25 protein-coding genes are annotated in these 26,538 nt (G+C 70.0%); 13 read left to right on the top strand and 12 right to left on the bottom strand.

Features of this window, described 5'->3' with window-relative positions; genetic code table 11:
* The first annotated feature begins 20 nt into the window (after positions 1-20).
* Positions 21-476: a carboxymuconolactone decarboxylase family protein gene (locus HNR30_RS30300; protein WP_181613466.1), complete on the top strand. Its 456-nt coding sequence runs from the start codon at positions 21-23 to the stop codon at positions 474-476.
* 139 nt (positions 477-615) lie between these two features.
* Here the strand turns inward: HNR30_RS30300 and HNR30_RS30295 are convergent, their stop codons facing one another.
* Complete coding sequence (locus HNR30_RS30295) at positions 616-1,833, bottom strand: ABC transporter ATP-binding protein (protein WP_181613465.1); 1,218 nt, start codon at positions 1,831-1,833, stop codon at positions 616-618.
* Between the two features lie 146 nt (positions 1,834-1,979).
* On the opposite strand from HNR30_RS30295, the gene HNR30_RS30290 reads away from it, so the two are divergent.
* Together HNR30_RS30290 and HNR30_RS30285 are read left to right on the top strand one after the other, a co-directional pair.
* Complete coding sequence (locus HNR30_RS30290) at positions 1,980-3,053, top strand: LacI family DNA-binding transcriptional regulator (RefSeq protein ID WP_246379594.1); 1,074 nt, start codon at positions 1,980-1,982, stop codon at positions 3,051-3,053.
* The gene (locus HNR30_RS30285; protein WP_181613463.1) at positions 3,050-3,517 is read left to right on the top strand and encodes a nucleoside deaminase; all 468 of its coding nucleotides are present in this window, start codon (positions 3,050-3,052) and stop codon (positions 3,515-3,517) included. Before HNR30_RS30290 ends, HNR30_RS30285 begins: the two co-directional genes overlap by 4 nt.
* Here HNR30_RS30285 and HNR30_RS30280 read toward each other — a convergent pair.
* On the bottom strand, positions 3,508-3,999 hold the full coding sequence (locus tag HNR30_RS30280; protein ID WP_181613462.1) for a glutathione peroxidase: 492 nt from the start codon (positions 3,997-3,999) through the stop codon (positions 3,508-3,510). The two genes, HNR30_RS30285 and HNR30_RS30280, sit on opposite strands and share 10 nt — an antisense overlap.
* A gap of 192 nt (positions 4,000-4,191) precedes the next feature.
* Between HNR30_RS30280 and HNR30_RS30275 the strand changes: the two genes are divergently transcribed.
* Positions 4,192-4,599: an aggregation-promoting factor C-terminal-like domain-containing protein gene (locus HNR30_RS30275; RefSeq protein WP_181613461.1), complete on the top strand. Its 408-nt coding sequence runs from the start codon at positions 4,192-4,194 to the stop codon at positions 4,597-4,599.
* A 314-nt stretch (positions 4,600-4,913) separates the two neighbouring features.
* Positions 4,914-5,513: an aggregation-promoting factor C-terminal-like domain-containing protein gene (locus tag HNR30_RS30270; RefSeq protein WP_246379592.1), complete on the top strand. Its 600-nt coding sequence runs from the start codon at positions 4,914-4,916 to the stop codon at positions 5,511-5,513.
* A 231-nt stretch (positions 5,514-5,744) separates the two neighbouring features.
* Here the strand turns inward: HNR30_RS30270 and HNR30_RS30265 are convergent, their stop codons facing one another.
* Positions 5,745-6,398, bottom strand: coding sequence for a TetR/AcrR family transcriptional regulator C-terminal domain-containing protein (locus HNR30_RS30265; RefSeq protein ID WP_181613460.1), 654 nt, complete (start codon positions 6,396-6,398; stop codon positions 5,745-5,747).
* A 65-nt stretch (positions 6,399-6,463) separates the two neighbouring features.
* Here HNR30_RS30265 and HNR30_RS48330 point away from each other — a divergent pair, with 65 nt between their 5' ends.
* On the top strand, positions 6,464-7,444 hold the full coding sequence (locus tag HNR30_RS48330; RefSeq protein WP_246379590.1) for a DUF998 domain-containing protein: 981 nt from the start codon (positions 6,464-6,466) through the stop codon (positions 7,442-7,444).
* Positions 7,445-7,664: 220 nt separating this feature from the next.
* Here HNR30_RS48330 and HNR30_RS30250 read toward each other — a convergent pair whose 3' ends face one another.
* Positions 7,665-8,306: a TetR/AcrR family transcriptional regulator gene (locus tag HNR30_RS30250; RefSeq protein ID WP_312894738.1), complete on the bottom strand. Its 642-nt coding sequence runs from the start codon at positions 8,304-8,306 to the stop codon at positions 7,665-7,667.
* An 83-nt stretch (positions 8,307-8,389) separates the two neighbouring features.
* Between HNR30_RS30250 and HNR30_RS30245 the strand changes: the two genes are divergently transcribed.
* The gene (locus tag HNR30_RS30245; RefSeq protein WP_181613459.1) at positions 8,390-9,508 is read left to right on the top strand and encodes a ferritin-like domain-containing protein; all 1,119 of its coding nucleotides are present in this window, start codon (positions 8,390-8,392) and stop codon (positions 9,506-9,508) included.
* A gap of 326 nt (positions 9,509-9,834) precedes the next feature.
* Here HNR30_RS30245 and HNR30_RS30240 read toward each other — a convergent pair whose 3' ends face one another.
* Positions 9,835-10,629 carry an SAM-dependent methyltransferase gene (locus tag HNR30_RS30240; protein WP_181613458.1) on the bottom strand — a complete coding sequence of 265 codons (795 nt, stop codon included), beginning with the start codon at positions 10,627-10,629 and terminating at the stop codon, positions 9,835-9,837.
* Positions 10,630-10,658: 29 nt separating this feature from the next.
* Positions 10,659-13,400, bottom strand: a complete 2,742-nt coding sequence (locus tag HNR30_RS30235; protein ID WP_181613457.1) for a DUF7825 domain-containing protein — start codon at positions 13,398-13,400, stop codon at positions 10,659-10,661.
* 567 nt (positions 13,401-13,967) lie between these two features.
* On the opposite strand from HNR30_RS30235, the gene HNR30_RS30230 reads away from it, so the two are divergent.
* Both HNR30_RS30230 and HNR30_RS30225 read left to right on the top strand, forming a co-directional pair.
* Complete coding sequence (locus tag HNR30_RS30230; RefSeq protein WP_181613456.1) at positions 13,968-15,662, top strand: ABC transporter ATP-binding protein; 1,695 nt, start codon at positions 13,968-13,970, stop codon at positions 15,660-15,662.
* Entirely contained in the window at positions 15,659-17,482 is a 1,824-nt protein-coding gene (locus tag HNR30_RS30225; protein ID WP_181613455.1) for an ABC transporter ATP-binding protein, read from the top strand. Before HNR30_RS30230 ends, HNR30_RS30225 begins: the two co-directional genes overlap by 4 nt.
* On the opposite strand, the gene HNR30_RS30220 is transcribed toward HNR30_RS30225, so the two are convergent.
* From HNR30_RS30220 to HNR30_RS30210, 3 genes are read right to left on the bottom strand one after another with little or no spacing between them, the layout of a single operon-like run.
* Positions 17,479-17,787, bottom strand: a complete 309-nt coding sequence (locus HNR30_RS30220) for a hypothetical protein (protein WP_181613454.1) — start codon at positions 17,785-17,787, stop codon at positions 17,479-17,481. The genes HNR30_RS30225 and HNR30_RS30220 overlap by 4 nt on opposite strands.
* A gap of 17 nt (positions 17,788-17,804) precedes the next feature.
* Positions 17,805-18,134: a DUF202 domain-containing protein gene (locus HNR30_RS30215; RefSeq protein WP_246379588.1), complete on the bottom strand. Its 330-nt coding sequence runs from the start codon at positions 18,132-18,134 to the stop codon at positions 17,805-17,807.
* A 6-nt stretch (positions 18,135-18,140) separates the two neighbouring features.
* Positions 18,141-18,470 carry a YidH family protein gene (locus HNR30_RS30210; RefSeq protein WP_181613453.1) on the bottom strand — a complete coding sequence of 110 codons (330 nt, stop codon included), beginning with the start codon at positions 18,468-18,470 and terminating at the stop codon, positions 18,141-18,143.
* Positions 18,471-18,526: 56 nt separating this feature from the next.
* Here HNR30_RS30210 and HNR30_RS30205 point away from each other — a divergent pair, with 56 nt between their 5' ends.
* Genes HNR30_RS30205 through HNR30_RS30195 form a run of 3 tightly spaced genes read left to right on the top strand, consistent with a single transcriptional unit; the run spans position 18,527 to position 22,579 of the window.
* Entirely contained in the window at positions 18,527-20,347 is a 1,821-nt protein-coding gene (locus tag HNR30_RS30205; RefSeq protein WP_181613452.1) for a vWA domain-containing protein, read from the top strand.
* Positions 20,344-21,696 carry an extracellular solute-binding protein gene (locus HNR30_RS30200; protein WP_181613451.1) on the top strand — a complete coding sequence of 451 codons (1,353 nt, stop codon included), beginning with the start codon at positions 20,344-20,346 and terminating at the stop codon, positions 21,694-21,696. Before HNR30_RS30205 ends, HNR30_RS30200 begins: the two co-directional genes overlap by 4 nt.
* A gap of 4 nt (positions 21,697-21,700) precedes the next feature.
* Positions 21,701-22,579, top strand: a complete 879-nt coding sequence (locus HNR30_RS30195; RefSeq protein ID WP_181613450.1) for a DUF3500 domain-containing protein — start codon at positions 21,701-21,703, stop codon at positions 22,577-22,579.
* Here HNR30_RS30195 and HNR30_RS30190 read toward each other — a convergent pair.
* On the bottom strand, positions 22,576-22,947 hold the full coding sequence (locus HNR30_RS30190; RefSeq protein ID WP_246379587.1) for a DUF8711 family protein: 372 nt from the start codon (positions 22,945-22,947) through the stop codon (positions 22,576-22,578). The genes HNR30_RS30195 and HNR30_RS30190 overlap by 4 nt on opposite strands.
* A 34-nt stretch (positions 22,948-22,981) precedes the next feature.
* On the opposite strand from HNR30_RS30190, the gene HNR30_RS30185 reads away from it, so the two are divergent.
* Entirely contained in the window at positions 22,982-23,590 is a 609-nt protein-coding gene (locus HNR30_RS30185; protein ID WP_181613449.1) for a maleylpyruvate isomerase N-terminal domain-containing protein, read from the top strand.
* Between the two features lie 528 nt (positions 23,591-24,118).
* On the opposite strand, the gene HNR30_RS30180 is transcribed toward HNR30_RS30185, so the two are convergent.
* On the bottom strand, positions 24,119-25,354 hold the full coding sequence (locus HNR30_RS30180; protein ID WP_246379586.1) for an ABC transporter substrate-binding protein: 1,236 nt from the start codon (positions 25,352-25,354) through the stop codon (positions 24,119-24,121).
* 66 nt (positions 25,355-25,420) lie between these two features.
* A complete protein-coding gene (locus HNR30_RS30175; protein WP_181613447.1) occupies positions 25,421-26,521 on the bottom strand; it encodes a branched-chain amino acid ABC transporter permease in 1,101 nt (366 codons plus the stop codon).
* Positions 26,522-26,538: the final 17 nt, after the last annotated feature.

Genomic DNA, 26,538 nt, shown 5'->3' with positions numbered 1-26,538 from the left:
CATCCCGATTGGAGAGAATCATGCAGCCTCGTCTCAACGCCTTCGAGCTGGTGCCCGACATCTACAAGGCCATGAGCGGCGTGGAGGCCGCCATGCGGCGCAGCTCCCTGCCGCGCACCACCTACGAGCTCGTCAAGCTGCGGGTGAGCCAGATCAACGGCTGCGGGTACTGCGTCGACATGCACGCCCGCGACCTGAAGGCCTCCGGAGAGAGCGACGAGCGGCTGTGGTCGGTGGCGGCCTGGCGCGAGGCGCCGTACTTCACCGACGCGGAGCGCGCCGCCCTCGGCCTGGCCGAGGCGGCGACCCGGCTGGCCGACAACCCGGACGGGGTGCCGGACGAGGTGTGGCAGGCGGCCGAGAAGGAGTACTCCCAGGAGACCCTGGCCGCGCTGGTGATGGCGATCGCGACCATCAACTTCTGGAACCGCATCGGCGTGACCACGCGGCTGGTGGCGGGCTCGCACAAGCACTGAGCCCCTTCACCGCACAGGTGGCGGCGTTCGACGGCATGAGCAGGCCCCCGCTGCGGGAGGGGGTCGCGGCGGGGGCCTGGGGCAGGGGGATCACCGGATCGGGCCGGTTTCGCGGGGAGCGATCCGGCCCGGTCGGGCGTCAGCGGCCGATGTTGGCCTCGTGGCCGATGGCCAGACCCGACTCCTTGTCGAAGAAGTGCAGGTTGTGGGTGTCGATGACCAGGTCGATCGACTGGCCGGGGCGGACGTGCGAGCGAGCGTTGACGCGCGCGGTCCACAGCGACTTGTCGCCGGACAGCGGCAGCGCGGACTCGTCCTCGTCGCCGGTGTCGGCGGCGGCGACGGTGTCCTTGTGCTCGACGGGCGGGGCGTCGATGAGGAAGAGCACGTTGATCTCGGAGCCGAGCTCCTCGGTGACCTCGGCCTTGACCGGGAGGGTCGCCCAGCCGTTGGCGTGCGAGCCCGCGGAGGCGGCGTCCTCGAAGTCGGAGGGACGGATGCCGAGGATGACCTGGCGGCCGATGTACTTGTCGAGGCCCGGCTTCTCGGCGAAGGTCGACTCCGGGATGGAGAGCTTGATGCCCGCGAAGGTGACCGAGGCGCCGCCGTCACGCACCAGCTCGGCGGTGGCGAAGTTCATGGACGGCGAGCCCATGAAGCCGGCGACGAACAGGTTGACCGGCTTGTCGAACAGGTTCTGCGGGGTGTCGACCTGCTGGAGCAGACCGTCGCGCAGCACGCAGACGCGGTCGCCGAGGGTCATGGCCTCGACCTGGTCGTGGGTCACGTAGACGGTGGTCGTGCGCAGGCGCTCGTGCATCTGGTTCAGCGAGGCGCGCATCGACACACGCAGCTTGGCGTCGAGGTTGGACAGCGGCTCGTCCATGAGGAAGGCCTGCGGGTTACGCACGATGGCGCGGCCCATGGCGACACGCTGGCGCTGACCACCGGACAGGGCGGCCGGCTTGCGCTTGAGGTACTGCTCCAGGCCCAGCATCTTGGCGGCGTCGTTGACGCGCGAGGCGATCTCGGCCTTAGGCATCTTGCGGAGCTTCAGACCGAAGGCGAGGTTCTCCTCGACGGTCATGTGGGGGTACAGCGCGTAGTTCTGGAAGACCATCGCGATGTCGCGGTCCTTGGGCGGCAGGTGGTTGACCACCTTGTCGCCGATGGAGATCTCGCCGCCGCTGATGTCCTCGAGCCCGGCGATCATCCGGAGCGCGGTGGACTTACCGCATCCAGAGGGGCCGACGAGCACCATGAACTCGCCGTCCTTGATCTCAAGGTTGAGCCCGTTGACGGCCTTGACGCCGCCCGCGTACACCTTGTCGACGTTGCTAAGAACGATGGATGCCATAACAGTCCTTCGCGCTACCGGGGGATTACCTCGGCTTGGATACGTTTTCATGCATCTCACCCGAAACGGACATCTATGTCAAGAGGACCTGGACTGTTATCCCCCTGAGCTCGACCGCGATGGAACGTCATGATGGAATCGTTTCCATGGAGCGGGTGACGATCAAGGAAGTGGCCGAGGCCGCGGGCGTCGGGGTGGCCACGGTGTCCCGGGTGCTGTCCGGCGGCTCGGCGAGCCCCGAGACACGCGAGCGCGTGCTGGCCGTGGCCGCCCAGCTCGACTACCGCCCCAGCGCGCTCGGCCGCAATCTGCGCCAGCGCCGCACCGGCGGCATGGGGCTGCTGGTGCCCGACCTGACCGACACCTTCTACGGCCGGCTGGCCGAGGGCGTGCTGTCCTGCGCGCGTACGGCGGGCGAGCCCGTCATGGTCGGGTCCACGGGAGGCGACCCCGAGCAGGAGGCCGAGCTGATCGGCATGCTGCTGGAGCAGAGCGTCGACCGGGTGATCGCGGTGCCCGCGGGCGGCCCCGACGCGTGGGCACCGGCGATCCGGTCGGGCATGACCGTCGTCTTCGCCGACCGGCTGCCCGGCGAGCCCGCCTCGGAAGACTCGGAAGACTCGGAAAGCGGCTACGACGAGCCGCTCGACGAACTGGAGGCCCTCGACGGGCTGCCCCGCCGCGCCAGGACACCCGCGGCCCCCGACCTGCCCGCCGTCCTGGCCGACGACCGGGCCGGCATCCGTACGGCGGTGCGCTACCTGCGCGGGCTGGGGCACCGCGAGATCGCCTTCCTCGGCAACACCGGCCACGCGAGCCGGGTGGCCGCCTTCCGGGAGGCGACCGACGACGGGCTGGTCGTGCTGGCCGAGGTGAGCCGCGACGCGGCCTACGCCGCCGCCTCCGGCCTGTTCCAGAGCAACCCCGACGTGACCGCGGTGCTGGCGGGAGGCAACGTGCTGGGCGAGGCGGCGGTGCTGGCCGCCAGGGAGCTCGACCTGCGCATCCCGCGCGACCTGAGCCTGATCATGTTCGACGACGTGCCGTGGGCGGAGCTGTGCGCGCCGCCGCTGACGGTGATCTCCCAGCCCGCGCGCGACCTGGGTTACCGCGCCGCCGAGCTGGTGCTGCGGGCGGACGGCCGTCGCCGCCCGCGCAGCGTGCTGCTGCCGACCGAGCTGATCATCCGCGGGAGCTGCGGTCCTAGACTGAAGAAGTGAACGATGAGGATCTGCGCTATTTGAGGCGTTGTGTGGAGCTGGCGGGCCAGGCCCTGGAGAAGGGCAACTTCCCGTTCGGCTCGGTGCTCGTGAGCGAGGGCGAGATCGTCGCCGAGGGGCACAACGAGGAGTCCAGCGGCGACTACACCCGCCACCCCGAGTTCGAGCTGGCCCGGTGGGCGGCCGGGAACCTCAGCCCCGATCAGCGGGCGGCCGCCACCGTCTACACCTCGGGCGAGCACTGCCCCATGTGCTCGGCCGCGCACGGCTGGGTCGGGCTGGGCCGCATCGTCTACGCGACGTCGTCGGAGCAGCTGACCGCCTGGCGTGCCGAGCTGGGCGCGCCGGAGTCGCCGGTGCGGGCGCTGCCGATCCGCGAGGTCGTGCCGGGCGCGGTGGTGGAGGGCCCGGCGCCGGAGCTGGCCGACGAGGTCCGGGCCCTGCACGCGCGCGTCTACGCCTGAACGAGCTTCTCGATCGCTCCGGTGACCTCGGGGTCCTCGGGCTCGGTGCGCGGGCGGAACCTGCCCACGACGGCACCGGAGCGGTCCACCAGGAACTTCTCGAAGTTCCACTGGATGTCGCCGGACTCGCCCGCCGCGTCGGCGGCCCGGGTCAGCTCGGTGTACAGCGGGTGGCGGCCTTCGCCGTTCACCTCGGCCTTCTCCAGCAGCGGGAAGTCGACGCCGTAGGTTGTCGAGCAGAACTCCTGGATCTCCTCGGCGCTGCCCGGCTCCTGCCCCATGAACTGGTTGCACGGCACGCCCACCACGGTGAACCCGCGGGGGCCGTAGGTCTGCTGGAGCTTGACCAGACCGGTGTACTGCGGGGTCAGCCCGCACTTCGAAGCGACGTTGACGACCAGTACCGCCTTGTCACCGGCCAGCTCGGCCAGGGTGGTGGGGGCGTCGTCCAGGGTGCGCAACGGGATCTCACGGAGACTCATGCGCCCAACCCTACTTAACGACCTTCGCGCGAAAACTGTGACCCGTTCCACATTTTTCCGATAAATCCCCTGGCGGGCGACAAATCAATCATGAGCTAGCCGATCTTCAAACGCATGATCGAGTAGCGGCGCATGGACGGCATGCGGGAGGGTGTCGCGGTCCCTCACGAGTCCATCCGAAAGGGAATCCTCATGCCCACGCTACGCCGTACCAGCGCTCTGATCGCGGCCGCCACACTGGTGGCGGCCGGAACGACGGGCACCGCGTCGGCCGCCGAGGCGCAGACGGCCGGAATCAAGGAACGCAATAAGGCGATCGCCCGCCCCATGGTGGCCAAACGCGGCTGGAGCCGCACCCAGTTCCGCTGCCTGGAGAAGCTGTGGAACCGCGAGAGCGGCTGGCACCACAGAGCAGGCAACCGATACTCAGGCGCCTACGGCATCCCCCAGGCGCTGCCGGGCCGCAAGATGGCCAGCCACGGCGGAGACTGGCGCACCAACCCCCGCACCCAGATCTCCTGGGGGCTTTCCTACATCAAGAGCAGGTACGGCGCGCCGTGCCGAGCTTGGGGGCACTTCCTCGCACGCGGCTGGTACTGACCCCATTCCTCACCCATTGGTCAACCACCACCCCCCTTGAGGTAGGTCAACCACCCGAATCGGTCATGCGCCCCCAGCCCGCGGCAAACACCCTTCCAGCCGCGTAGCTCGTGCACGGTCGCGGCGCGCGCCGCCGTACTAGAACCGCCTCTAGAGCACGTCGCGGGCCTGCCGGGCCGTCCGAAGTCTGGGCGGTACCAGATCCCGGCCAGGCCACGCGGACCCTCCTCGCCCCAGCCAGGGGCGCAGGAGGAGCCAGGCGCCGCAGGAAGAACCGGCGCCTGTCCGCACGCGACCGGACAGCAAGGATCGATTTGGACAGCAAACGCGCTCTGTGCGGCACGCTCGCCATCGTCGCCCTGACCGTTGGGGCGATGGAGACGGGCACCGCGACCGCCGAAACGGACACCGAGTCCGCCACCGCGGTCCACTTCCGGAGCTGGGAGGCCGACGCCGGATCCGGCGAGGCCCGTCAGGGTGTCTGGCGGACCGACGACGGAACGACGCGGATCCATCGCAGGACCTGGCGCACCCACGCCAAGCCCACCATGGTCCGCGCCGGCGCCTGGCGCACGCCCACCCAGCCGGAAGCCCGGGTCAAGAGGCCGGGCAAGGCCAGGAACAAGGAGATCGCCCGCGGGCTGCTACGGCAACGCGCATGGTCCTCCGGACAGTTCCAGTGCCTCAACAGCCTCTGGACCAGGGAGAGCAACTGGAACCATCGGGCCCACAACCGCTCGTCCGGCGCCTACGGCATTCCCCAGGCGTTGCCTGCGGGCAAGATGTCCGGCGCGGGAAGGGACTGGCGGCACAATCCGGCCACCCAGATCCGCTGGGGCCTGAAGTACATCAAGCACCGCTACGGGCGCCCGTGCGGGGCTTGGGGGCACTTCAGGTCGCACAACTGGTACTAGCAGCCGCTCGGGGGAAGGAACGGCTGCTTCGCAGGGGGTCGATCGCTTGACGCGATCGGCCCTCTGCTTCGTTGGGCCACTTCGCTGGGCCACCTCGCTGGGCCACATCGTTGGGCCACCTCGCTGGGCCACATCGCTGGGCCACATCGCCGGGCCACATCGCCGGGCCACATCGCCGGGATCACCTCGCCCGGGGCCACTCCGTTGAGCGCCTATGGGCCACGATCGACGCTAACGGTCCACTCGTCTCCCACCACCCGCCTGCCCCTCTTCACCGAGCGCCACCGCCGTGCCGTCGATGATCAGCCGCAGCCCATGCTCGAAAGCCTCCTCCCCCATCGTCCCGCCACCCTCACGGATCGCCCGGAGCAGCGTGGACTCCATCCCGCCCTCCAGCAGCCCGGCGACCTCCGCGACACTCGTCACCGCCTCCCGCTCCGCCTGCTCCCGCAGCACGAACCCGTTGACGTAACTGGTGCAACTGGCCAAGGTGCGCAACGCCAGCACCGGCGCGAACCCGCACGCCACCAACGCCGTGAGCTCCCCATCGAACTGCCTGATCGTCCCCGGTCCCAGACTCCCCGCCATGGTGATCACCCGAGCCCCGTCACGATGAGCCAGCAAGGCGCCCCGGTAAGCCCGAGCCCGCCGCCCCAGCCAGTCCCGCCACCCCTCCCCCTCACGCGGCGGCCCCATCCCCGCGGCCACCACGATCGCATCCGCCATGCCGTCAAGCAGCTCCTGCTTGGTGCGGATATGCCAGTAGAGCGCCGGCGACTGCACCCCCAGCTCACCGGCGAGCCTGCGCACGGTGAGCCCGTCGAGCCCGACGTCGTCGAGCAACCGCAGTGCCGTCTCGATCAGGGTCTGCCTGGTGAGCGCCATGGTTTGACACCTTAGCAGCGCTAAGGAAGGATGAGCCTCCTTAGCACTGCTAAGGAAGGTGGATCATGAGTGCCCTCCTGCGTTGCGGCGTGATCGCCGGTCCCTTCTTCATCGCCATGGTCCTGATCCAGGACTACACACGTCCCGACTTCGACCCGCGCAAGCATCCGCTGAGCCTGCTGAGCCTCGGCGACCTGGGCTGGATCCAGATCGCCACCTTCGTCATCACCGGCGCGCTCTTCATCGCCTCGGCGATCGGCATGCGTCCGATCGCGGGCAGATGGGGCCCGCTGTTCATCGGCACCTTCGGCGCGGGCCTGATCACCGCCGGCATCTTCCGCACCGCCCCAGGCTGGGGCTACCCGCCCGGCACCCCAGAGGGCCTCCCCGGCGCATCACCCACGCGTGACGCCTCACCCCTCCCCGGGACTTCGGCCCTTTCCGAAACTTCGGCCCACCCCGACACCTCGCCACTCCCCGACATCCCGCCTCCCCCTGGGATGTCACCACTCCTCGAAACCTCGCCCACCCTTGGAACCTCGCCCACCCTTGGGACCTCGCCCAGCCTTGGGACCTCGCCCACCCTTGGGACCTCGCCCGTCACCCCACCTCCACCAACCACCTCACTACCGTTGGACACCCCACCAATCACCTCACCGCCACTGAGCAACCCGCCCACCGACTCCATCGACCTCGCCTACGTGCTGCACGGCGTCGGCTTCTTCATCGTCCTGATCTCACTCATCGCCGCCTGCGTCGTCTTCACCCGGCGCTTCGCCATCGCCGGCGACCGACCTTGGGCGACCTTCTGCGCAACGGTCGGCGTGGCGCTGCCAGTCATCTACGCCCTGTCCGGCGTCCTGTCGCGAGGCGGCACCGACCCACAACCGCTCAGTCTTCTACTGCGCTTACTGGCCGTGATCGGCTGGAGCTGGGCATCGCTACTGGCGGCCCGCCTGCACAGACAGACCCGCCCTGCTGCCCACGCCCCCATCCTGCGGCCGTCGACCACTCGCGAGCCAAGCCCGCCCCCTTCGGCCACGTGAGACCCTCGGCGACCCTGGCTCTATCCGCAAGCCCAGTCAGCACCTGCCAGCTCCCAGAACCAGGCGGCACCCTCACCCCCGGCGAGCACGGACGGCGCTCACCCAACCCACGCCCTAGGACGACTCCCTCCACGCCGCAAGCGCACAGAGCGCCCCTCTGCCCGAGCTCAGATAGCGGCGGGGCCTCACCCAGATGGCGCGCCCTTCCACCTCCACAAGCTCAGACGGTGCCCTGCCGGCGCCTTCTCGGATGAACGGCGATCGCCTGAATGAGCAGTTCGATCCCGAACTCGAACTCCTCCTCGTGATCACACTGCCGCAGCAGCGGCGCCAGCTCGCTCACGTGGGGGAACAACGCCGGATCCACGTCCTGGCCGACGACCGACTGCATGTGGGTCGGCGCGAAGGTCGGCGTCACCCCCACCTCACGAAGCAGCGACCCCACGATGTAGGCGATGAAGATCCGCAACATCCGCACCGCGTCGTCCCCGTCGAACCCGGCACTCCGCAGCGTCGCCAGCGCCCGCTCCACCGGGAGCAACCCGGCCGTGGAGTGCAGTTGGCGGCTGACGACCACCATCGTGGAGCGCGGGTAGTGGTGGGCGATCTGCCGGAAGGCGTGGGCCTGCATGCGCACCCGGTCGCGCCACGGCGCGTCAGGGTCGTCCCTGAATTCGATCTTCGAAAGTACGGCTTCCGCCACGCCTTCGAGCAGGGCGGCCTTGTTCGGCACGTGGTTGTAAAGCGACATCGCGCCGACCTGCAGATCAGCAGCGATGCGCCGCATGGAGACCGCGTCGGCCCCCTCGCGCTCGATCAGGGCGATCGCCGCGTCCACGATCATGCTGCGGTTCAGGGGCACGGAACCATTCTATTGACGTACGTACAGCGTACGTGTCACCGTGAGCACGTACGGCGTACGTACCTCTCCGGGAGGCCCTTCCTATGTCGACGCACGAGCTGTACACCATCCCCGCCTCGCTGGCGACCTGGGACGTCGAGATGTCCGGCTCGTCGCGGTTCACCTGGGAATACGACGACGGCCGCGACCGCATGCTCGCCCTGTACCAAAAGGGCAAGGACAAGCAGTGGGACTCCACCAAGCGCATCGACTGGGACCTCGAGGTCGATCCGTACAACGTGCTCGGCATTCCCGACCAGACCATCGCCATCTACGGCACGCCGCTGTGGGATCGCATGTCGGAACAGACACGCCAGGAGGTGCGCCGCCACAGCGCGGCCTGGCAGTTCTCCCAGTTCCTGCACGGCGAGCAGGGCGCGATGATCTGCTCGGCCAAGATCGTCGAATCGGTGCCCGACCTCGACTCCAAGTTCTACGCCGCCACCCAGACCATGGACGAGGCGCGCCACGCCGAGACCTACGCCCGCTTCCTGCAGGAGAAAGTGGGCCTGGCCTACCCCATCAACGAGCACCTCAAGGCGCTGCTCGACTCCACCCTGTCCGACTCGCGCTGGGACATGCCGTACCTCGGCATGCAGGTGCTCATCGAGGGCCTGGCCCTCGCGGCGTTCGGCGTGATGCGCGACATCACCACCAAGCCCCTGCCCAAGCAGATCCTCGCCTACGTGATGCAGGACGAGGCCAGGCACGTGGCCTTCGGGCGCATGGCGCTGCGTGAGTACTACCAGAACCTCTCGGAGAGTGAGCTGCGCGAGCGCGAGGACTTCGTGATCGAGGGCTGCTACCTCATGCGCGACCGGCTGCGCGGCAAGGAGACGTGGGAGACGATCGGGCTGTCGAAGTCCGAGGTGGACGAGGCGATGGAGGCCGTCGACAAGTCCGAGTACCTCCGCCTTTTCCGGTCGCTGCTGTTCAGCCGGATCGTGCCCTGCGTCAAGGACATCGGCCTCTGGTCACCGCGCCTGCAGCAGGCGTACGCGGACATGGGCGTGCTGGAGATGGCGGGTCAGTCGCTCGAGGCGCTCATGAAGCAGGACGAGGACATCGCCGACCAGCTCGACGCCGAGCGTTTCGCCGCCGAGGAGGCGGAGCGCGCGGAGGAGGTGGCGGAGACGATCGCGATGGGCGATCCGGAGAGCTGACCCGTTCAGCCCTGTCCGTTGCGGGTCTTGGTGCTTCGCAGCACAGCCGCCTGGCCGCCCACAGAAACCGGCCAGGCGGCCGCGTCTCACCGCCCTGCCCGGCGCACGCCTCACACCGACGGGTTTCGCAGACCTCTGCCAGTGACTGGCCGAAAGGCCGCGACACAGCCATCGGCCACGCAGCCGCTGCACTGGAGCAGGCGTACGCCATAAGCGGAGGATGGGGCGGGGGCCTCGAGAAGAGGTGGGCGGGCGGACGGCGCAGGCAGGCAACACGCAGACGGGCGGCGCTGAGTTCGGGCAAAGGCGGAGGTACGCGCCTTGCCTCAGGGCTTCTCCGCCAGCCCGCCCATGAGCAGCCGCTGCCAATCCTCCAGTTCCCCCTCGATCGGCTCCTCCGGCCGCCACTGCGGCACGAACACCACGCCCGGCTCGGCCAGCGAGTAGCCGTCGAAAAGCTCCTCGATCTCCTGGGCGGTACGGAAGCGCCCTGAGCCGATCCCGGCGATCAGGATGCGCTCGGCGATCTCGCTGTTGGGCCCCGTGCGGGCGAAGTGCGTGATGAAGACGTGGCTGCCCGCGGGCATCCGGTCCATGAAGGACGTGACGACCCCTCGGGGGTGCTCCGCGTCGTCGAGGTGGTGCAGCACCCCGCAGAGGATCACCGCGACCGGCTTGTCGAAGTCGAGCATCGCGCTCACCTGCGGGTCGGTCAGGATGGACGCGGGGTCTCTCATGTCCGCCTGGATGACGACGGTCTTGTCGTTCTCGGCGAGCAGGGCACGCCCGTGGGCGAGCACGATGGGGTCGTTGTCGACGTAGACGACTCTGGCGTCCGGGTTGATCGCCTGGGCGGCCTGGTGCACGTTCTGCTGGGTGGGAAGGCCGGAGCCGATGTCGAGGAACTGCGTGATCCCGCGTTCGGCGGCGAGGTAGCGGATCGCCCGCACCAGGACCGCGCGGTTCTCCAGGGTCGCGGCTCGGGCGTCGGGGTTCAGGGCGAAGAGCTGGTCACCCACGGCCCGGTCGGCGGCGAAGTTGTCCTTGCCACCGAGCATGTAGTCGTAGACGCGGGCGATGCTCGGGATGTCCGGATTGACGGCGGTCTGTAAGGGATCCACGTGATCATCCTAGGGACGCGGGTGATCCTTCATAAGGGCATGAGCGCGGCCGCCAGTGCGCGGGCTTCCAGGACGGTTCGGCTGCCGCCCTTGCGTGCGGCGAGATGGGTCAGCTTCGGCGACCATGCCGGTGACGCGGGTGTTCGGGCGCAGCGGGTGGCCAGGGCGAGCAGGTCGGCCAGGCCGGTGCGGGGTTTGGCGCCAGGCTGCGGCAGGAGGGCGGTGAGCGCTTCCGTCAGCACCTGCCACGCCTCGGCCGGGGCGAAGGCCGCCACCTGGTCGAGGACGCCGGTGACCCTGCCGAGGACGACGGCGTTCAGGCCGACCAGCTCTCCGATCAGCCGGCCGAGATCCGCGGCCGGTAACTCGCCTCGGGCGATCAGGGTCAGGACGGCGTCGGCGGCGGCCGCTCGCTGTTCCGCCCGCTCGTGGCCCATGCCGATGGCGAGGGCGCCGGCGGTCGCGGCGCCGACGGGGCCGCCGCCGTGCATGGCGGCCGCGAGGGTGCCGACCTGCCCGTCGGAGCTGTCCATGCGGGAGGGGAGGTACTTCAGCAAATACGCGGCGACGACCTCCCGGTGCGACGGCATGGTCCACGGCCACCAGGCCAGGTCGAAGATGGTGTGGCCGTATCCGGCGGCCGGTTCGAGGTCGAACAGGTAGGCCAGGTCGGGCGGGCAGTCGCCGGGCGGGGTCACGCGGGCGTGCAGTTGGGGGCGCATCCACGCGTGCGGCTCGAGCTGGTCGGTGCCGCAGGTGACCGTCGGCCGTGGCGCTCCGCCGTACAGGCGTGCGGCGAGCTGTTTCCCGGCGTCGGAGGTGAGGCGTCCCGCCCGTTCGGCCAGGGCGGGGTCGGGGTGCGGGGGCAGGCGGAGCATCGCCTGCAGGAAGTCGTTCGCGAGCGGTTCGGCTCCGGCGAACCGCTCCAGTCGGTCGATGAGAACATCGGGGTCGAGGTGACCGGTGGGGTGCGTCGGCGTCGCCAGGAGCAGCGGGACGGTGTCGCCGCGTTCCAGCAGGTGGACGACCTCGCGGAAACGTCGCTGGACGAGCAGGTGCGGCTGGGGACCTGGCTGTTCTGCTCCGAGCGCCCGCGTGAGGCGGCGGCTGCCCTCGGGGTTCACCACCGCGAGGGCGCAGCGGGCGAGGAGAGTCTGCGGGTGCTCGTCGAGCCAGCGGTCGGGGTAGATCTCTCCGCCCGAGTCGCGGACGAAGGCGGTGGTCTGCCAGATGGCGAGCGCATTGGCCACCGCCGTCCTGTCGCGGTGGGTCAGCTCGACGAACGCGGCGAGCAGGCGTTCGTACGCGGCGGGCGTGCGTGGCCGGCCCGTGCTCTCGAAGGCCGCGGCGAGCCCGGAAGGCGACTCGATGGGCGGCGGCAACGGCGGCAACGGGGACAACGGCACCAACGAGGGCGACGAGGGCAACGAGGGCAATGGGATCCACGAGGACGACGAAGACGATGGAGACGACGAGGGCGGCGAGGACGAGGGCGACAGGGCGGCGAAGACCGCAGAAGGTGGCTCTTCCGGCAGCTCGTCGACGTCGAACGGGCCGTAATGCCCGGCGAGCGTCTCGCGCAGATCGGCGGGCAGCTCGGGAGCGGCTGCGCGCACAGCCACGACCCCGGCTTCGCCCGCGTGCGGGGCGAGCACGGCCGCCAGCCGTACGGCACGCGCCCGCAGCACCGCGTCGGCCTGGCAGAAGGTGGAAGCCAGGGCTTCGAGGGAGCCGTCCGGGTGCAGGCGCCCCCTTCTGCCGATCCACTGAAGCGCGGCGGTGACGTATTTCTTCTCCGGGCGGAAGGCGAGGGCCTGCACGGCCTCGACGTACAGGCCGGGGTCGATGCCGCCGGCCTCTTCCACGCGGCGAAGCTCGGTGACCGCGAGCCGTACCAGCGGGGAGCTGCCGGTGGCGAGCACGCGGACGAGGTCGAGAACGGGGATCTCCTCCGGTGTCGGGTGGAGCTCGCGCCACAGGGTGACGAACGGCGCGGTTTCGGAGGCGCCGCCTCCTCTGAGGAACCGGCCGGCGCAGCCGTCGAGGAGCACTTTCCGTGGCACGGCGCCGGCGTGTGCCAGCGCCGCGAGCCGGTGCACGATCACGCTCCCGGCTGACGGGTCGTGCTCCCAGGTCAGGGCGGCGAGGACGCCGTCGGCGTGGAAGAGGCGCGGCACCATGGCCGCGAGCAGAGGGTCACGGGCGTCGACCGGAAGCGGATAGAGATCATCGGCTGGGCGGCCGGGGCCGGGCGGGGCGGTCGCGAGGTGCCGCGTCGGGGTGACCTGCCTCCATGCCCACCCTGCCACGAAGGCGTCGTTCGCCGGAGGTTCGTCGCCCAGCTCCACGACGAGCCGGGCGACCAGGTCCCAGCCCGGCATGCCCTGCGGCCACGACTGTCCGGGGCCGGGCAGCCGTGCGGCGAGCCGGCCGATCAGGTCGCGGCGCCAGTCCGCCGGGCGGTCGGCGACCGCGGCGGCGAGGTCGGCGGCGCTGCTCTCAAGCCTGGCCGTGAAGCGCAGCTCGCGACGGCTCAGCCAGGCCGCCACCTGGGCGGCGCTTCGCAGGCTCGCCGCACCCGCCACCAGCACGGCGAGGGCATGGCGCCGGGCGAAGGCCCAGGGGTGGTCCTCGCCGGCAAGCAGCTCGGCCACCCGCCCGGCGACGTCGCGCCGCCGGGCGGGCGGGAGGATGTGGAGCCGGGCCAGCAACGCGCCGATGTCGGCGCCCTCGATCAGGCGGAGGATCTGCCGCCACACCTCGTCGCTCATGGCCGAACCCTAGGGAGCGGCTCCGACAAAACGCGCCCGCTCCCGCTCCCGCTCGGAGGTCGGCGTCCGGTTCGACGGCCAGCGCCTCGCGCACCCAGCGCACGGCTTCGTCCGGCACGGTGTGGACGGGCCGGGCCGCCAGGGCGGCGCCGTGGTGAAGGGCGGCGCCGTGGTGAAGGGCGGCGCCGTCGGCCAGGGCGGCGAGGGCGGCCTGGATGTCTCCCGCGCCGTCGAACAGCGCCTCGTCGACCTCGGGTTCCAGCAGCGCGGCGTAGAGGCCGCCCGTGGTGGCGGCCAGGCGGGCGCAGGAGAAAGGTCGAGGCGGAGATGTCCGCGAGCGCGTGTCTACAGCCCGGCGAGGCCGCGCCGGTCGGGCTCGCCGGTGACGGGGCGGGTTGTCGGGGAGTCGTAGGGCTTCGTCTACGCGCCCATTACGGTGCAGGCCGCAAGTAGGAAACTGCATCCCCGCACGAAAATGGGTTGATCCCACGTATTAGCCTAGAAGGGATGCCTCCCGATACCCATTCCCCCAGTCGTCCCCTGCTCGCAACCAACTCCCTCTGGCGGATGAGATCCTATCTCCGCCCCTACGCCGGCAAGCTCGTCCTGATCTGGACCTCCGCCCTCCTGAGCATCGGAGCGAGCATCGCCTTCCCCCTCGTCGGTGAAGCGGTCATCGACGGACCGGTCAGCCGTGACGATCCCGCCGGACTCCTGCCCCTCGCCCTGCTCGCCGTGGGTGTGGGCGTGGCCGAGGCAGTGCTGATCTTCACCCGCCGGTGGATGCTCGTCGGGCCGGTGCTCGGCCTCGAGACGAAGATCCGTGACGATCTCTACGAGCACCTGCAGCGGCTCCCGATGCGCTTCCACGGTGAGTGGCAGTCCGGCCAGCTGCTGTCCAGGGCCACCACCGACCTGTCGATGCTCAGAAGGTTCCTGGGTTTCGGCCTGCTCTTCCTGTTCATGAGCGTCATCCAGATCGCGGTCGTGACCGGGGTGCTGCTCAGTAAGTACTGGCCGCTGGGCCTGCTGGTGCTGGGCTCGGCGATCCCCATCGTGCTGCTCAGCCTGAAGTTCGAGAAGCAGTACATCAAGGTCTCCCGGCAGGTCCAGGACGAGCAGGGCGACCTCGCCACGCTCGTCGAGGAGTCCGCGCTGGGCATCCGCACGATCAAGGCGTTCGGCCGCGCCAAGCACGTGTTCGGCACCTACGACGACAGCGCCACTCAGCTGCATGCTTCCACGATGCAGCGGGTCCGCCTGTCGGCGAAGTTCTGGACCTTCCTCGAGGTCATCCCCAACGTGACGCTCGCCCTGGTGCTGCTGATCGGCGCGTGGGCGGTCGGCACGGGCGCGATCACTCTTGGAGCGCTCCTGGCCTTCACCACGCTGATGCTCTCGCTGGTGTGGCCGATCTCCGCGCTCGGTTTCCTGATCGCCATGGCCCAGGAGGCGATGACCAGCGCCGACCGCGTGATGGAGGTCATGGACACGCCTCCGTCGATCGTCGACGGCTCCGGCACGGTCGCCGAGCCCAGGGGGCACCTGAGGCTCGAAGGCGTCGGGTTCGCCTACGACGACAAGCGGCTGCTGCACGACGTCTGGCTCGATGTACGGCCCGGCGAGACGGTGGCGCTGGTCGGCGCGACGGGGTCGGGCAAGACGACCCTGACCGCCCTGGTGCCCCGCCTGCTCGACGTGACCGAGGGCCGGGTGACGGTCGACGGCCACGATGTCCGCGATCTGCGGCTGAGCGCCCTGCGCGAGATCGTGGCGACCGCCTTCGAGGAGCCGACCCTGTTCTCCATGAGCGTTCGCGAGAACCTCACGCTGGGGAACAAGGAGGCCACGGATGAGGAACTGGAAAGCGCCATCCAGACTGCTCAGGCCGGATTCGTGCACGATCTGCCCTGGGGTCTCGACACCCGCATCGGCGAGCAGGGCATGTCCCTGTCGGGCGGGCAGCGCCAGCGCCTGGCCCTGGCGCGTGCCGTCCTGTCGAAGCCCAAGATCCTCGTCCTCGACGACACGCTGAGCGCGCTCGACGTCGAGACCGAGGCGCTGGTCGAGGAGGCGCTCAAGCACGTGCTGCGCGACGCCACCGGCATCGTCGTGGCGCACCGGGCCTCCACGGTGCTGCTGGCCGACAAGGTGGCGCTGCTGCAGGACGGCACGATCACCCACGTGGGCACACACCAGGAGCTCCTGGAGACCGTGCCGCAGTACCGCGAGCTGCTGGCCGCCGAGGAGGTGCTGGCATGAGCGTGCAGGCGACCGACTGGCGCGGCGTGGCGGCGGAGAACCAGGACGACCTCGACGAGAAGGTCTCCATCCTGCTCCGTAAACGTTCTCGGCGGCTGCTGGCCGACCTCATCGGGCCGCGCAGGCGGAGCATCTACCTGCTGATCACGATGATCGTGATCAGCAACGCGGCCCGCCTGTCGATCCCCCTGCTCGTCGCCTACGGCATCGACCAGGGCATCCCGCCCATGACCAGGGGCGAGGGACCGCGGACGCTGATCATCGCGGTGACCTCGATCCTGGCCGCCGCGGGCGTGCAGGCCTACACCCGGCAGTACTTCCTGAAGCTGTCGGGCCGCATCGGCCAGGACATCCTGCTGGAGCTCAGGAGGAGGGTCTTCGCCCACTTCCAGAAGCTGTCGCTGTCCTTCCACGAGAAGTACACCTCCGGCCGGGTCATCTCCCGCCTCACCTCCGACGTCGAGGCCATCGCCGAACTGCTGCAGCAGGGCTTCGACGGGCTGGTGACCGCGGTGCTGACCATGTTCGGCACGGCGGCGCTGCTCGTGGTGATGGACGTGCACCTCGGCCTGGTGGCGTTGCTGCCGCTGCCGATCCTGCTGCTGTTCACCCGCTGGTTCCGCAACCAGTCGACGATCGCCTACCGGCGCACCCGCGAGACGGTGGCCCTGGTCATCGTGCACTTCGTGGAGTCGATGACCGGCATCCGCGCGGTGCAGGCCTTCCGCCGCGAGCCGCGCAACCAGGAGATCTTCGGCAAGCTCAACGACGACTACCGCGACGCCAACGCGCGCGGCATGCAGCTGATCGCGATCTTCATGCCGGGCATCAAGCTGCTGGGCAACCTGACCATCGCGGGCGTGCTGATCTACGGCGGCTACCTGGTGCTGCAGGGCGAGCTCATGGTCGGCGTGCTCACCGGCTTCCTGCTCTACCTGCGCCAGTTCTACGAGCCGATGCAGGAGATCAGCCAGTTCTACAACACGCTCCAGTCGGCCGGCGCCGCGCTGGAGAAGTTGTCGGGCGTGCTGGAGGAGGAGCCCGCGGTCGCCGAGCCGTCCGCCCCCGCGGCGCTGCCCAGGCCCAAGGGCCAGGTCCGCTTCGACCAGGTGCGCTTCGCCTACGTGGAGGACCGCCCGATCCTGCCCGGTCTCGACCTGACCGTCCCGGCCGGGCAGACCATCGCGCTGGTCGGCTCGACGGGAGCGGGGAAGACCACGCTGGCCAAGCTGATCTCCCGTTTCTACGACCCGACCGAGGGCCGGGTCCTGCTCGACGGCGTCGATCTGCGTGACCTCGAGGAGGGCACGCTGCGCCGCGCGGTGGTCATGGTGACGCAGGAGAACTTCCTGTTCAGCGGCACCGTGGCCGACAACATCAGGTTCGGCAAGCCCGAGGCGACCATCGACGAGGTACGGCAGGCGGCCGAGGCCATCGGCGCCCACGACTTCATCGTGGACCTGCCCGACGGCTACGACACCGAGGTCGGCAAGCGCGGCGGCCACATGTCGGCCGGACAGCGGCAGCTCGTCGCCTTCGCCCGCGCCTTCCTCGCCGACCCGGCGGTGCTCATCCTCGACGAGGCCACCTCGTCGCTGGACGTGCCGAGCGAGCGGCTGGTGCAGCGGGCGCTGCGTACGATCCTGGCCGACCGCACCGCGCTGATCATCGCGCACCGGCTGTCGACGGTGGAGATCGCCGACCGGGTGCTGGTCATGGAGCACGGGCAGATCGTCGAGGACGGCCCGCCCGGGGAGCTCATCGGCTCCGACGGCCGCTTCGCGGGTCTGCACCGGGCGTGGCTGGAGAGCCTCGCCTAGAGGTAGAAGGGTCTCGGTGGCGCCGGGCTGCGCAGCAGCGACGCGTCAGGCGCCACCGGCTCGCCCTGCCGTACGACCTCGGGATGTCGGCGCAGATAGCCCGATGGGAAGGTCGTCACCTGCTGGCACCCGCACCTGACGCAGGACGCCTCCGCCGACGGCGGTGGCACCCGCACTCCGTGCAGCGTCCAGAATTCGTTGTCGTGGCCGTGCCGGTCGGTCTCCGTGAGGACGATGAAGTCCTCTTCCCATACGTGCCAGCAGCGCCGGCACTCGAACGGCACGGTCCGGTTCTCCGTGTCCATCCTCCCAGTGTCCGCCCTCATGCCCTGAACAGCAAGAAGACCCCCGACGCCGCCACCACGGCGAGCGTCCCGACCCACGCGAGCAGAGCGTCGGCCTTCTCCTCGAGCGACCTGCCCTCGTGCAGCGCCTCCTGCACGCGCCTGAACCTGGTGCCGGTGCGCACCAGCAGCACTCCCCCGCACAACGCCGCCACGGCGAAGGCCACGACCGCCAGGACCGGCATCCCGGTGCGCAGCGCCGCCCCGGCCGCGCCCAGCCCGCCCGTCGACAGGGCCACGGCGCACCGCACCCAGGCCAGGCGGGTGCGCTCGCTCTGCAGCCCCGGGTCCCAGATCTCCATCGACATGGGTGCTCACGCCGCCAGGATGATCAGGACGAGCGCCACCACCGCGACCGCCGCCACGCCGTACCCGAACACCGCGGCCAGTGCCGGCGGCGGCAACGGGGTCTCCTGGCGCAGCGCCCGCTGGATGTTGCGCCAACGCGGGTAGGCCAGCCCCGCCGCGAGAGCGGCGAGGGACACGAGCATGACACCCAGGACCGTACGCACCCACGGGACGAACACGGTGTCGGGGATGGCCGCGATCGCCACCCCGCCTGCACTCAGGGCCAGCGCGGTGCTGATCCACGTGAGGAACGTCCGCTCGTTGGCGAGGGTGAAACGAGGGTCGGGCTCTTTCATATCACAACGTTAATTCAGCGGCATTTCCCCTAGAGATGGCGGGTTACGATCGGTGAGTGGCCGATGCAAACGTGTCCACACAGCAGGCCGAGCAGGGCAAACCCACCTGGCGCGATTTCGTCCTGCCTCCCTTCCTGGCCGCCTTCTTCGACAGTGTCACCGAGGTGCTGGCCCCTCTTCCGCCGTGGGCGAGAATCCTGGTTTTCCTTTCCACCGGTCTTGCGTGGTATGGCGCGAAACGCATCAAACACGTATGGAAAACGCTCTCGACCTTACGGAAGTCGGCTCCCGGACTGCTGGGCGCCGCCCGGATCGCGGTCGCCGTCATGGCCGGGATCGGGGTCGCGTTCGCCTTCTCCCTCATCGTCGATCTGAGCACTCCGGAACCCTGCGCCCCCGCCACCGAGATCCGCATGATCACGGCGGCCGAAACGCTCTGGCATCTCACCGAGAAGGCCAGGCAGTACGAGAAGGAGCAGCTCGCCGACGGGTGCGCGCCCGTACGGGTGACCGTGGCGGAGGCGCCCGCGCTTGGCCGCCTCATCGACGCGCTCAACAGCGACTGGGAGCGCCAGGACACCGGCGGCACCGAGCCGTACGTGCGCCTGGAAGGGCTGCAGCCCGACGGATGGATCGCCTCCAGCGAAGGCGAGGCGCAACTGGTCGAGGCCGCCGTCCGTGACCCAGGACTGCTCACGATCGGGGCGCCGGTGGCGGGCGACCAGCTGGTCCTGGCCATGCTGCCCGGCGCCGCCCGGCGGGTGGAACGGGAGCTGAAGGCGGCCGAGGGCGTCGAGCTTCGCCAGGCCTGGCAGGTCGTGACCGGGAAGCTGGGCATGCGGGTGGCCAGGCCGTACCCCGAGACCTCCGGCGCGGCGCTCAGCGGCGCGGCCGACATGCGGGAAGCGGGCCTGGAACAGGCCGAACGCGGGATGTTGCGGGCGCCGCTGCCCAGCCTCACCGTCACCAAGCTGCTGTGCGCCTTCCACGCCAGGAGGTCCGAGCAGATCGCCCTTTTCATCCCCGCGCACAGCGTCGCCGACTACAACGACGCGCAGCTGACGGCGCAGGCCAAGCGCGAAGGTTGTCCCGAGATCGGGCTCTTCGGCAGCGACCGGCTGGAGGCGGTCAGGCTCCAGGGCATGCACGCGCTCGACTACCCGTTCGTCTCGATGCGGTGGCCGCGCCAGCACTCGGCGGCGCGGCAGGCGGTCGTCGACCACTTCGCGTCGTGGTTGCGGGCGCATCCCCTGTTCAGCGAGTCAGCACCGCCCGACTCCTACGAGAGCAGGTCACTCACCGAGACCCGTCGCAGGCTCGACACCGAGATCAGGCCGTCGTTCGGCCTGCACGTGCTGGTCGACATGTCGGGCTCGGCCCGCGAGCTGCTGCGCGCGCCCGCCTCGGCCGCGATCCGCGCCCTGCCCGACGTGCTCGGCCCGAAGGACCGCGTGAGCGTCTCCGGCCTGGCGGCGGGATCGCGCGCGGGGCCTGCGCGGCTCGACGAGCTGGCCCGCGAGGCGAGCCTGGAAGAGATGGACGAACCCGCCAGAGCCGTCGAAGCCGCGCAGTTCCGGGGCTGGGACGCCGCGATCTCGGCCGCCCTGGAAAAGGTCGGAGGCGACGAGCCGCACGCGGTCGTGGTGCTGACCGACGGCAGACTCGACAACGAGGAGCCCGGCGACGCCGCCACGACGGTCGGGCGGGCGCTGCAGCGCGCCGAATCGGTGACGGGCCTGTCGGTGCTGGTCGTCGGGGGCGGCACCTGCCGCGTCACTCAGCTCAAGGGTACGGCCAAGCCGTACGCCTGCCGCGCGGTCGCCGAGGTGCCCCAGGCGCTCGCCGACACCGTGCTCACCGCGAAAGGGTGGCGATGAGCCGCACGAGGATGACGATCGCGGCCCTCGTGGCCGGGCTGCTGGCCGGATGGGTGTGGTTCTACCAGCCGCTGCCGTTCCAGCGCGAACCGCTGGCGGGAGCCGTCACCGGGGCGCCCACCCAGGTGAGCGCCGCGCCGGTCCCCGCGCCGAACGCGGGCGCGTGCACGCCGCGCGCCGGGCTCACCGTCGCCACCGGCGACGACATCAGCCGCGGCAGCCACCGGCGCGACGTGATCGCCGACTGGAGCGCCGATCGGAAGATCTCCGCCACGATGCTGGAGGTCTCCGGCAGCACCGACGTACGGCGAGCCCAGCTCGCGGCGGCCGCGCAGGCGGGCAGTTGCGAATACGACATCCTCGTCCTGGACGTGGCGCACGTCGCCGAGTTCGCCGAGTTCGGCTACATCAAGCCGATCGACCTCGCCGACGACAGCCGCTTCCTGCCCGGGCCGCTGGAGGCGGGCAGGTACGACGGCAGGCAGTACGGCGTGCCGTTCGCCGCCGACGCACCCCTGGAGTTCGCCAGGAAGGACGTGGACACCACCGGATGGGCGCTCCAGCTCGACGACGCGGAGGCCGGCACGATCAACATGCTCGAACTGGCCGACGTCCTGGACGGCGACCGGGTCGCGCTCGACAGCGCCGGATGGCAGGCACTGCGCGACTACCAGCGCACAGCAGGACGCGAGCCGGTGCTGGCCGAATCCCTCTCCTACGACGAGGACTCCAGCCTGAAGGCCTTCCGCGACGGCAGGACCCACCTGGGCAACCAGGTCACCCACATGCGCAACTGGCCCATCGCCTTCCACCGGCTGGCCGCCGACCCGCTCATGCGCCGCCAGGACGGCACGCTCGCCTTCCAGATCCGCGCGCCACGGCGAGGTGTGCTGGGCGGCTCGGTGCTGGCCGTCTCCGCCCACGTCGGGCCCGAGCGCGAACGGCAGGCCCTGCAGCTCATCGAGGACCTCACGCGACACGACGTGCAGCTGCGCCTGTTCGCGTGCGGCGGCTACGCGCCCGTCCTGTCCTCCGTCTACGCCGTCTACGCCGCGGGCCACGGCCCCGACTGCGCCGCGCTGCTCCAGCTCCCCAGGCCCACCGCCGCCTCCGAAGTGGTGGAGATCGGCCCCGCCGAGCTGAAAGACCTCGCGGCGCAGATCAAGACGTCGGTCGACCGCTCGGTCATGCGCCCGCGCACCGCCTACTACTCCCAGTTCAGCCAGGCCTTCCGCAGCTGCGCCACCGGCGTGATGAACCGGCGCGTCAGCGAACAGGTCTTCCTCGACGCGGCCGACTCCCTCACCCAGGCCCTCAGCGGCAGGACCGTCAAGGACCCGCCATGCTAGGAGCGTGGACTTCCTCAACGCCCTGACCGACGCCCAACGCCAGGCCGCCCAGCACCCCTTCGCCGATCCCCGCCGCCTCCAGTGGACCTACCTGCCCGGCGCCCGCCCCGGCGTGCCCCTGCTCGGGCTCCCGGCCGCCGCGCGCAAGGCCGCCCACCGCCTGCTGGCCTCGGTGCTCACCCGTCACGCCTTCGCGCAGGCGGTGACGGTGATGGCCATGGAGGAGGTCATCGACCTCGACGAGGGCGGACGCCGCGGACGTCACAGCGACGACTACTACCTGGCCGTCTTCGGCGACCCCGCCTCCCCTGCCTGGGCCTGGCGTTTCGAGGGACACCACCTGTCGGTCACCACGACGTACGTCGACGGCCGCCGCGTGGTCGGGCCCGTGTTCATCGGCGCGCGACCCGTCTCCGTCCTGTACGGCACGGCGCCGGTCATCCGGCCGCTCCCCCTCGAAGAGGACCTGGCCCGCGCCCTCCTCGCCGCCCTGACACCCGCCCAGCGCTCGATCGCCGTCGTGGACGCCACCGCACCGGACGACATCCTCACCGGCGACGCCACCGAGGTCACCGAACTGTCACCTCCGGGAGTCCGCGCCGCCGACCTCGGCCACACGGCCCGCGACCTGCTCACCCGGCTCGCCTCGGTCTACGCCGACCGCCTGGACCCCGCCGTCCGACCCGCCCTGTCGGACCTGTCGTTCGCCTGGGCCGGGCCCACCGCGCGCGGCCTCGGGCACTACTACCGGATCCAGGGCGCCGACCTGGTCATCGAATACGACAACACCCAGGACGGCGCCACCCACGCGCACAGCGTGCTCAGGCGGCCCGGCGCCGACTTCGGCGCCACCCTGCTCGCCGAGCACCTGTCACGCTCCTAGGTGCAGGCCTTGCGCAGCTCGTCAAGGTAGGTGACGGTCTCGCTGCTCACCTTCTGGACCGTGTCGACCGCCTCGTTGACCGAGCTCACGTTGATCTTGCCGAGCTCGGCGGCGAGGTTGTCGGTGGCCTCCTTGATCGTGGTGTTGGACGCCTTGTCGGCCAGGTCGTTGAGCTTGGCGGCCGAGTCGTCGAGCGCCTTGTTCATGGCCTCGGGGTCGTCCTTGAGGCGGGTCAGCTCGGCACCCAGATCGGTGAGGATCTTCGGGGCCTCCAGGCAGGCCTGAGCCTTGTCGATCGTGTTATTGATCTCGCTGCAGCCGGTCAGGAGGATGGCCGCAGCCGCGGTCATGGCCAACATTCGCTTCATGCCCCGGACCCTACCCAACGCTTAGGGTGGGTGCATGGATGGGAAGATCGTTCTTAGCGTCGCGTCGGAATGCGGCGACTACCTCGACTCGGTCGCCGGGGAGAAGTGGTCCGAGACCGGCGTGCCGGGAATGGAGTGGAACGTCGCGCAGGTCGCGGCGCACATCGGCGAGACCGTGCTGTGGTACGCCACCGACCTGGTCGCCGGCGACCGCGAGCTGAGCACGATGGAGATGCGGGTGCGGCCCGAGTCGGCGCCCGAGGACCTGGTGGCCACCCTGCACACCTTCGCCGCCGTCCTCGCCCACGCGGTGGACGGGGTGGGGCCCGACGTGCGGGGATGGCATCCTGACGGGCTGGCCGACGCCTCCGGGTTCGCGGGGATGGCGTGCGACGAAATGCTCGTGCATACCGCCGACATCGGGGCCGGGCTGGGCGTGCCGTTCGAACCGTCCGCGGACCTGGCCTCGGCCACGCTGCTACGGCTGTTCCCGTGGGCTCCCACCGGGACCGACCCGTGGCGGACGTTGTTGTGGGCCAACGGACGGGCGGACCTGCCGGGGCTGGAGCGGCAGGCGGGGTGGCGCTGGCACTGCGCACCGCTGTCGGAGTGGGACGGGACGAACCCTCGGGTGGTGTCGTAGCGGCGGCGGAAGGACTGCTTCGACCCGCCGACGTGTCGCCCTCAGGGAAGAGGAGACAACTTCTCTCTGGTCAATTAGTGGAACTCCAAAACGCCGAGACGATTACCACTCTTCCGGCTCAATGAGCTCGATGGAGTCAAGTGCGCGCAGATAGAGCTGAGCGAGTTTCCACTTTGGGAACAGGCGCGAACAAGCTCCGACCCGACCTCGCAGGCCACCGTCCAACCCAGCTACTAAAGCAGGCCACAGGCGCGCGCAAGCGTGCTGGAGCCCTCTTCCGCCTGCTATGTCGATCGCGAAACTATCGTGAGTCTCAACGCCGCGACGAAATGGCCCGTCTGCCCAGACCGGCGCTTCCGCCACGCGCTGGATAGCTAGCCGTGGTCGCCAGCAAGCAGTCAGGGCGCGCGCCACGACACCTGGCTCGCACGCCAGAACGGCCGCCCAACCCCGCCCGCGACGGACGGTCACTGCCAGACGCCCCCGGCCCGAGCAGGACCGGGGGCGGGCGGTGGGGCAGAGAAGAGACTAGAGCTTCTGGAAGCAGGGACCGTCCATCGTGTACCCCTGCGCCGTGGACCCGGTGTAGAAGTCCTTCACCATCGACACCCCGGTCGGTGCCGCCTCGTCGACCTTGTTGATGAGCGTCTGTCGGAACGTCGCCGCGTTGGCGTCGCCGGCGAAGTTGCCCGCGTCCGCCGGCAGCATGCCCTCGTAGTCGACCGTCGCCAGCGACTTGACCGCCGCCAGCAGGCCCTTACGGGACACGTCGCCGCCGGCGACCATCTTGTCGAGCGCCGCCTTCATCGGGTAGGACCAGGCCCATCCGGAGGTGTAGCCGTCGTTGGGCGTCACGTTGGGCAGGGCGTCGCGCATGGCCTTGTGGCCGGGGGTGTCGGAGCCCCACGACTTGCCGGGCGACGACTGCTCGTACAGGGCCTTGAGCGCGGGCGCCGCGGGCGACTTGAGCAGCGCCGGGTTCCAGGTGGGGCCGGTGCCGATGAAGCGGCCCTTGTAGCCGGCGGCGGCGGTCTGGCCGACGATGGTGGCCATGTCGGCGGGGCCGGTGGTGATGATGACGACGTCGGGCTTGTTCTTGGTGATCTCGGTGATGGCGCGGCCCTGCTCGGTGGCTCCCGGCGGGGTTTCGAGGGCGGTGAACGTCACGCCGGCCTTCTCGGCGGCGATCTTGGCGCCGGCGGCGGCGTCGGCGCCGTAGTCGCCGGCCAGGTGCACGGCCATGATGGACTTGGGCTTGTAGGTCTCGACCGCGTAGTCGACGGCGTTCATCGACTCGATGCAGTAGTTCGACCCGGTCTCGACGATGACGTCCTCGAACTCCCAGGCCGAGGTCCAGGAGGCGGGGGCGGCGACGATGCTGTTGGCCTTGAGGTCGTCGATGATCGCGGCGGTGGTGGGTGAGCCGAGGGTCTGGGCGAGCCCGAGCACCTTGTCCTTGATCTCGTTGTAGACCTGGCGGTGCGTCTCGGGGTTGTACTTGTTGTCGCGTACGTAGGCCTGGACGTCGACCTCGTACTTGCCGCCGATGCCGCCGGCCTCGTTGACGCGCTTCCAGAAGGCCTTCTGGGCGTCGGTGATGGGCACGGCCAGCGCCGCGAACGGCCCGGCGGTCAGGTCGGAGATGGTGCCGAGGTAGATGCAGCCCTTGTTCTTGTCCACCGCGAGCGGGCACGGTTCGCTGGTGATGCCCGGCGCGTTGGCCGCCGCCGTACTCTCGGTGGAGGACTCTCCTCCCCGGAACATGCCACAACCGGACAGAAGCCCGACTATCGCGATATATCCGATCAGTCGTTTCATTGCAGGGGCTCCCTAATACGAGAAGGGCCAGCTCTTCCAGTAGTTGCGCACGCGGATCCAGATCCCGAAGAGCCCGCGTGGTTCGAAGACGAGGAACAGCACGATCAGCAGGCCGTACAGCACGGTCTCGACCTGGAACACGTTCGGCGTGACGGTGGTGTCGCCGCTGATGAAGGGCACGAAGCCCGGCAGCGCGCGGGTGAGCGGCTGGATGAGCACGATGAACAGCGCACCCATGATCGATCCGGAGACGGTCGCCACCCCGCCGATGAGCACCATCGCGATGAACTGCACCGACAGCAGCAGCGAGAACGACCCGGGTTCGACGAACCCGGTCATCACGTACAGCAGCCCGCCCGCGCACCCGGCGTAGAACGAGGAGATGCCGAACGCCAGCACCTTGTAGCGGGTGATCGGCACCCCGATGACCTCGGCGGCGATGTCGCGGTCGCGGATGGCCGAGAAGGCCCGGCCGATGCGCGACCTGGCGAGGTTGCGCGCGGCCACGGCGAAGATGATCAACATGATCAGCATCAGCGTGTACAGGGACTGCTCGCGGGTGCCGAGCGGCCCGTCGACGTCGAGGCGGGCGCCGAAGAGGGTGGGCACCGCCGACTGGCGGCCGACACCCGGCCCGCCGGTCAGGTGGTCCCATTCCTTGAAGATGTGCTCGCCCAGGAAGACCAGGCCGAGCGTGACGACCGCCAGGTACAGCCCGCGCAGCCGTACGGCGAGGGGCGCGACCAGCACGCCGGCGAGGGCGGCGAGCAGTCCGGCCGCGGGCAGCCAGATCCAGATCTCCGTCAGCCCGAAACCCAGGTTCCGGCCGTCGACGGGACCTGACAACGCGGCGGCGGTGTAGGCGCCGATCGCGACGAAGAAGGCGTGGCCGAGGGAGATCTGCCCGGCGTAGCCGGAGACGATGTTGAGCCCGATGGCGCCGATGGCCAGGACGAACGCCCCGGCCAGGACCTCCAGCGAGCGGTCGGCGAGCATGCCCGACAGCAGGAAGGCGGCCAGGACCAGCACCAGCGTCCAGATCCGCTTGGCGGTGGTGTCGAGCAGGGCCATGTCCTGGCCGTAGGAGGTGTAGAGCAGGGGGCGCCCGCGCACCCTTCGAGACCGGCCGG

It is taken from the genome of Nonomuraea soli (assembly GCF_013761175.1).
GTDB lineage: Bacteria > Actinomycetota > Actinomycetes > Streptosporangiales > Streptosporangiaceae > Nonomuraea > Nonomuraea soli.
Note: the sequence above shows the minus strand (reverse complement) of the source record. Positions and strands in the feature narration are given on the sequence as shown.

Excerpts from the sequence above, each read along its gene's own strand:
- HNR30_RS30300 (WP_181613466.1), top strand. The coding sequence starts at position 21 with ATGCAGCCTCGTCTCAACGCCTTCGAGCTGGTGCCCGACATCTACAAG.
- HNR30_RS30295 (WP_181613465.1), bottom strand. The coding sequence starts at position 1,833 with ATGGCATCCATCGTTCTTAGCAACGTCGACAAGGTGTACGCGGGCGGC.
- HNR30_RS30290 (WP_246379594.1), top strand. The coding sequence starts at position 1,980 with ATGGAGCGGGTGACGATCAAGGAAGTGGCCGAGGCCGCGGGCGTCGGG.
- HNR30_RS30280 (WP_181613462.1), bottom strand. The coding sequence starts at position 3,999 with ATGAGTCTCCGTGAGATCCCGTTGCGCACCCTGGACGACGCCCCCACC.
- HNR30_RS30275 (WP_181613461.1), top strand. The coding sequence starts at position 4,192 with ATGCCCACGCTACGCCGTACCAGCGCTCTGATCGCGGCCGCCACACTG.
- HNR30_RS30265 (WP_181613460.1), bottom strand. The coding sequence starts at position 6,398 with ATGGCGCTCACCAGGCAGACCCTGATCGAGACGGCACTGCGGTTGCTC.
- HNR30_RS48330 (WP_246379590.1), top strand. The coding sequence starts at position 6,464 with ATGAGTGCCCTCCTGCGTTGCGGCGTGATCGCCGGTCCCTTCTTCATC.
- HNR30_RS30245 (WP_181613459.1), top strand. The coding sequence starts at position 8,390 with ATGTCGACGCACGAGCTGTACACCATCCCCGCCTCGCTGGCGACCTGG.
- HNR30_RS30235 (WP_181613457.1), bottom strand. The coding sequence starts at position 13,400 with ATGAGCGACGAGGTGTGGCGGCAGATCCTCCGCCTGATCGAGGGCGCC.
- HNR30_RS30230 (WP_181613456.1), top strand. The coding sequence starts at position 13,968 with ATGAGATCCTATCTCCGCCCCTACGCCGGCAAGCTCGTCCTGATCTGG.
- HNR30_RS30225 (WP_181613455.1), top strand. The coding sequence starts at position 15,659 with ATGAGCGTGCAGGCGACCGACTGGCGCGGCGTGGCGGCGGAGAACCAG.
- HNR30_RS30220 (WP_181613454.1), bottom strand. The coding sequence starts at position 17,787 with ATGGACACGGAGAACCGGACCGTGCCGTTCGAGTGCCGGCGCTGCTGG.
- HNR30_RS30215 (WP_246379588.1), bottom strand. The coding sequence starts at position 18,134 with ATGTCGATGGAGATCTGGGACCCGGGGCTGCAGAGCGAGCGCACCCGC.
- HNR30_RS30210 (WP_181613453.1), bottom strand. The coding sequence starts at position 18,470 with ATGAAAGAGCCCGACCCTCGTTTCACCCTCGCCAACGAGCGGACGTTC.
- HNR30_RS30200 (WP_181613451.1), top strand. The coding sequence starts at position 20,344 with ATGAGCCGCACGAGGATGACGATCGCGGCCCTCGTGGCCGGGCTGCTG.
- HNR30_RS30190 (WP_246379587.1), bottom strand. The coding sequence starts at position 22,947 with ATGAAGCGAATGTTGGCCATGACCGCGGCTGCGGCCATCCTCCTGACC.
- HNR30_RS30185 (WP_181613449.1), top strand. The coding sequence starts at position 22,982 with ATGGATGGGAAGATCGTTCTTAGCGTCGCGTCGGAATGCGGCGACTAC.
- HNR30_RS30180 (WP_246379586.1), bottom strand. The coding sequence starts at position 25,354 with ATGTTCCGGGGAGGAGAGTCCTCCACCGAGAGTACGGCGGCGGCCAAC.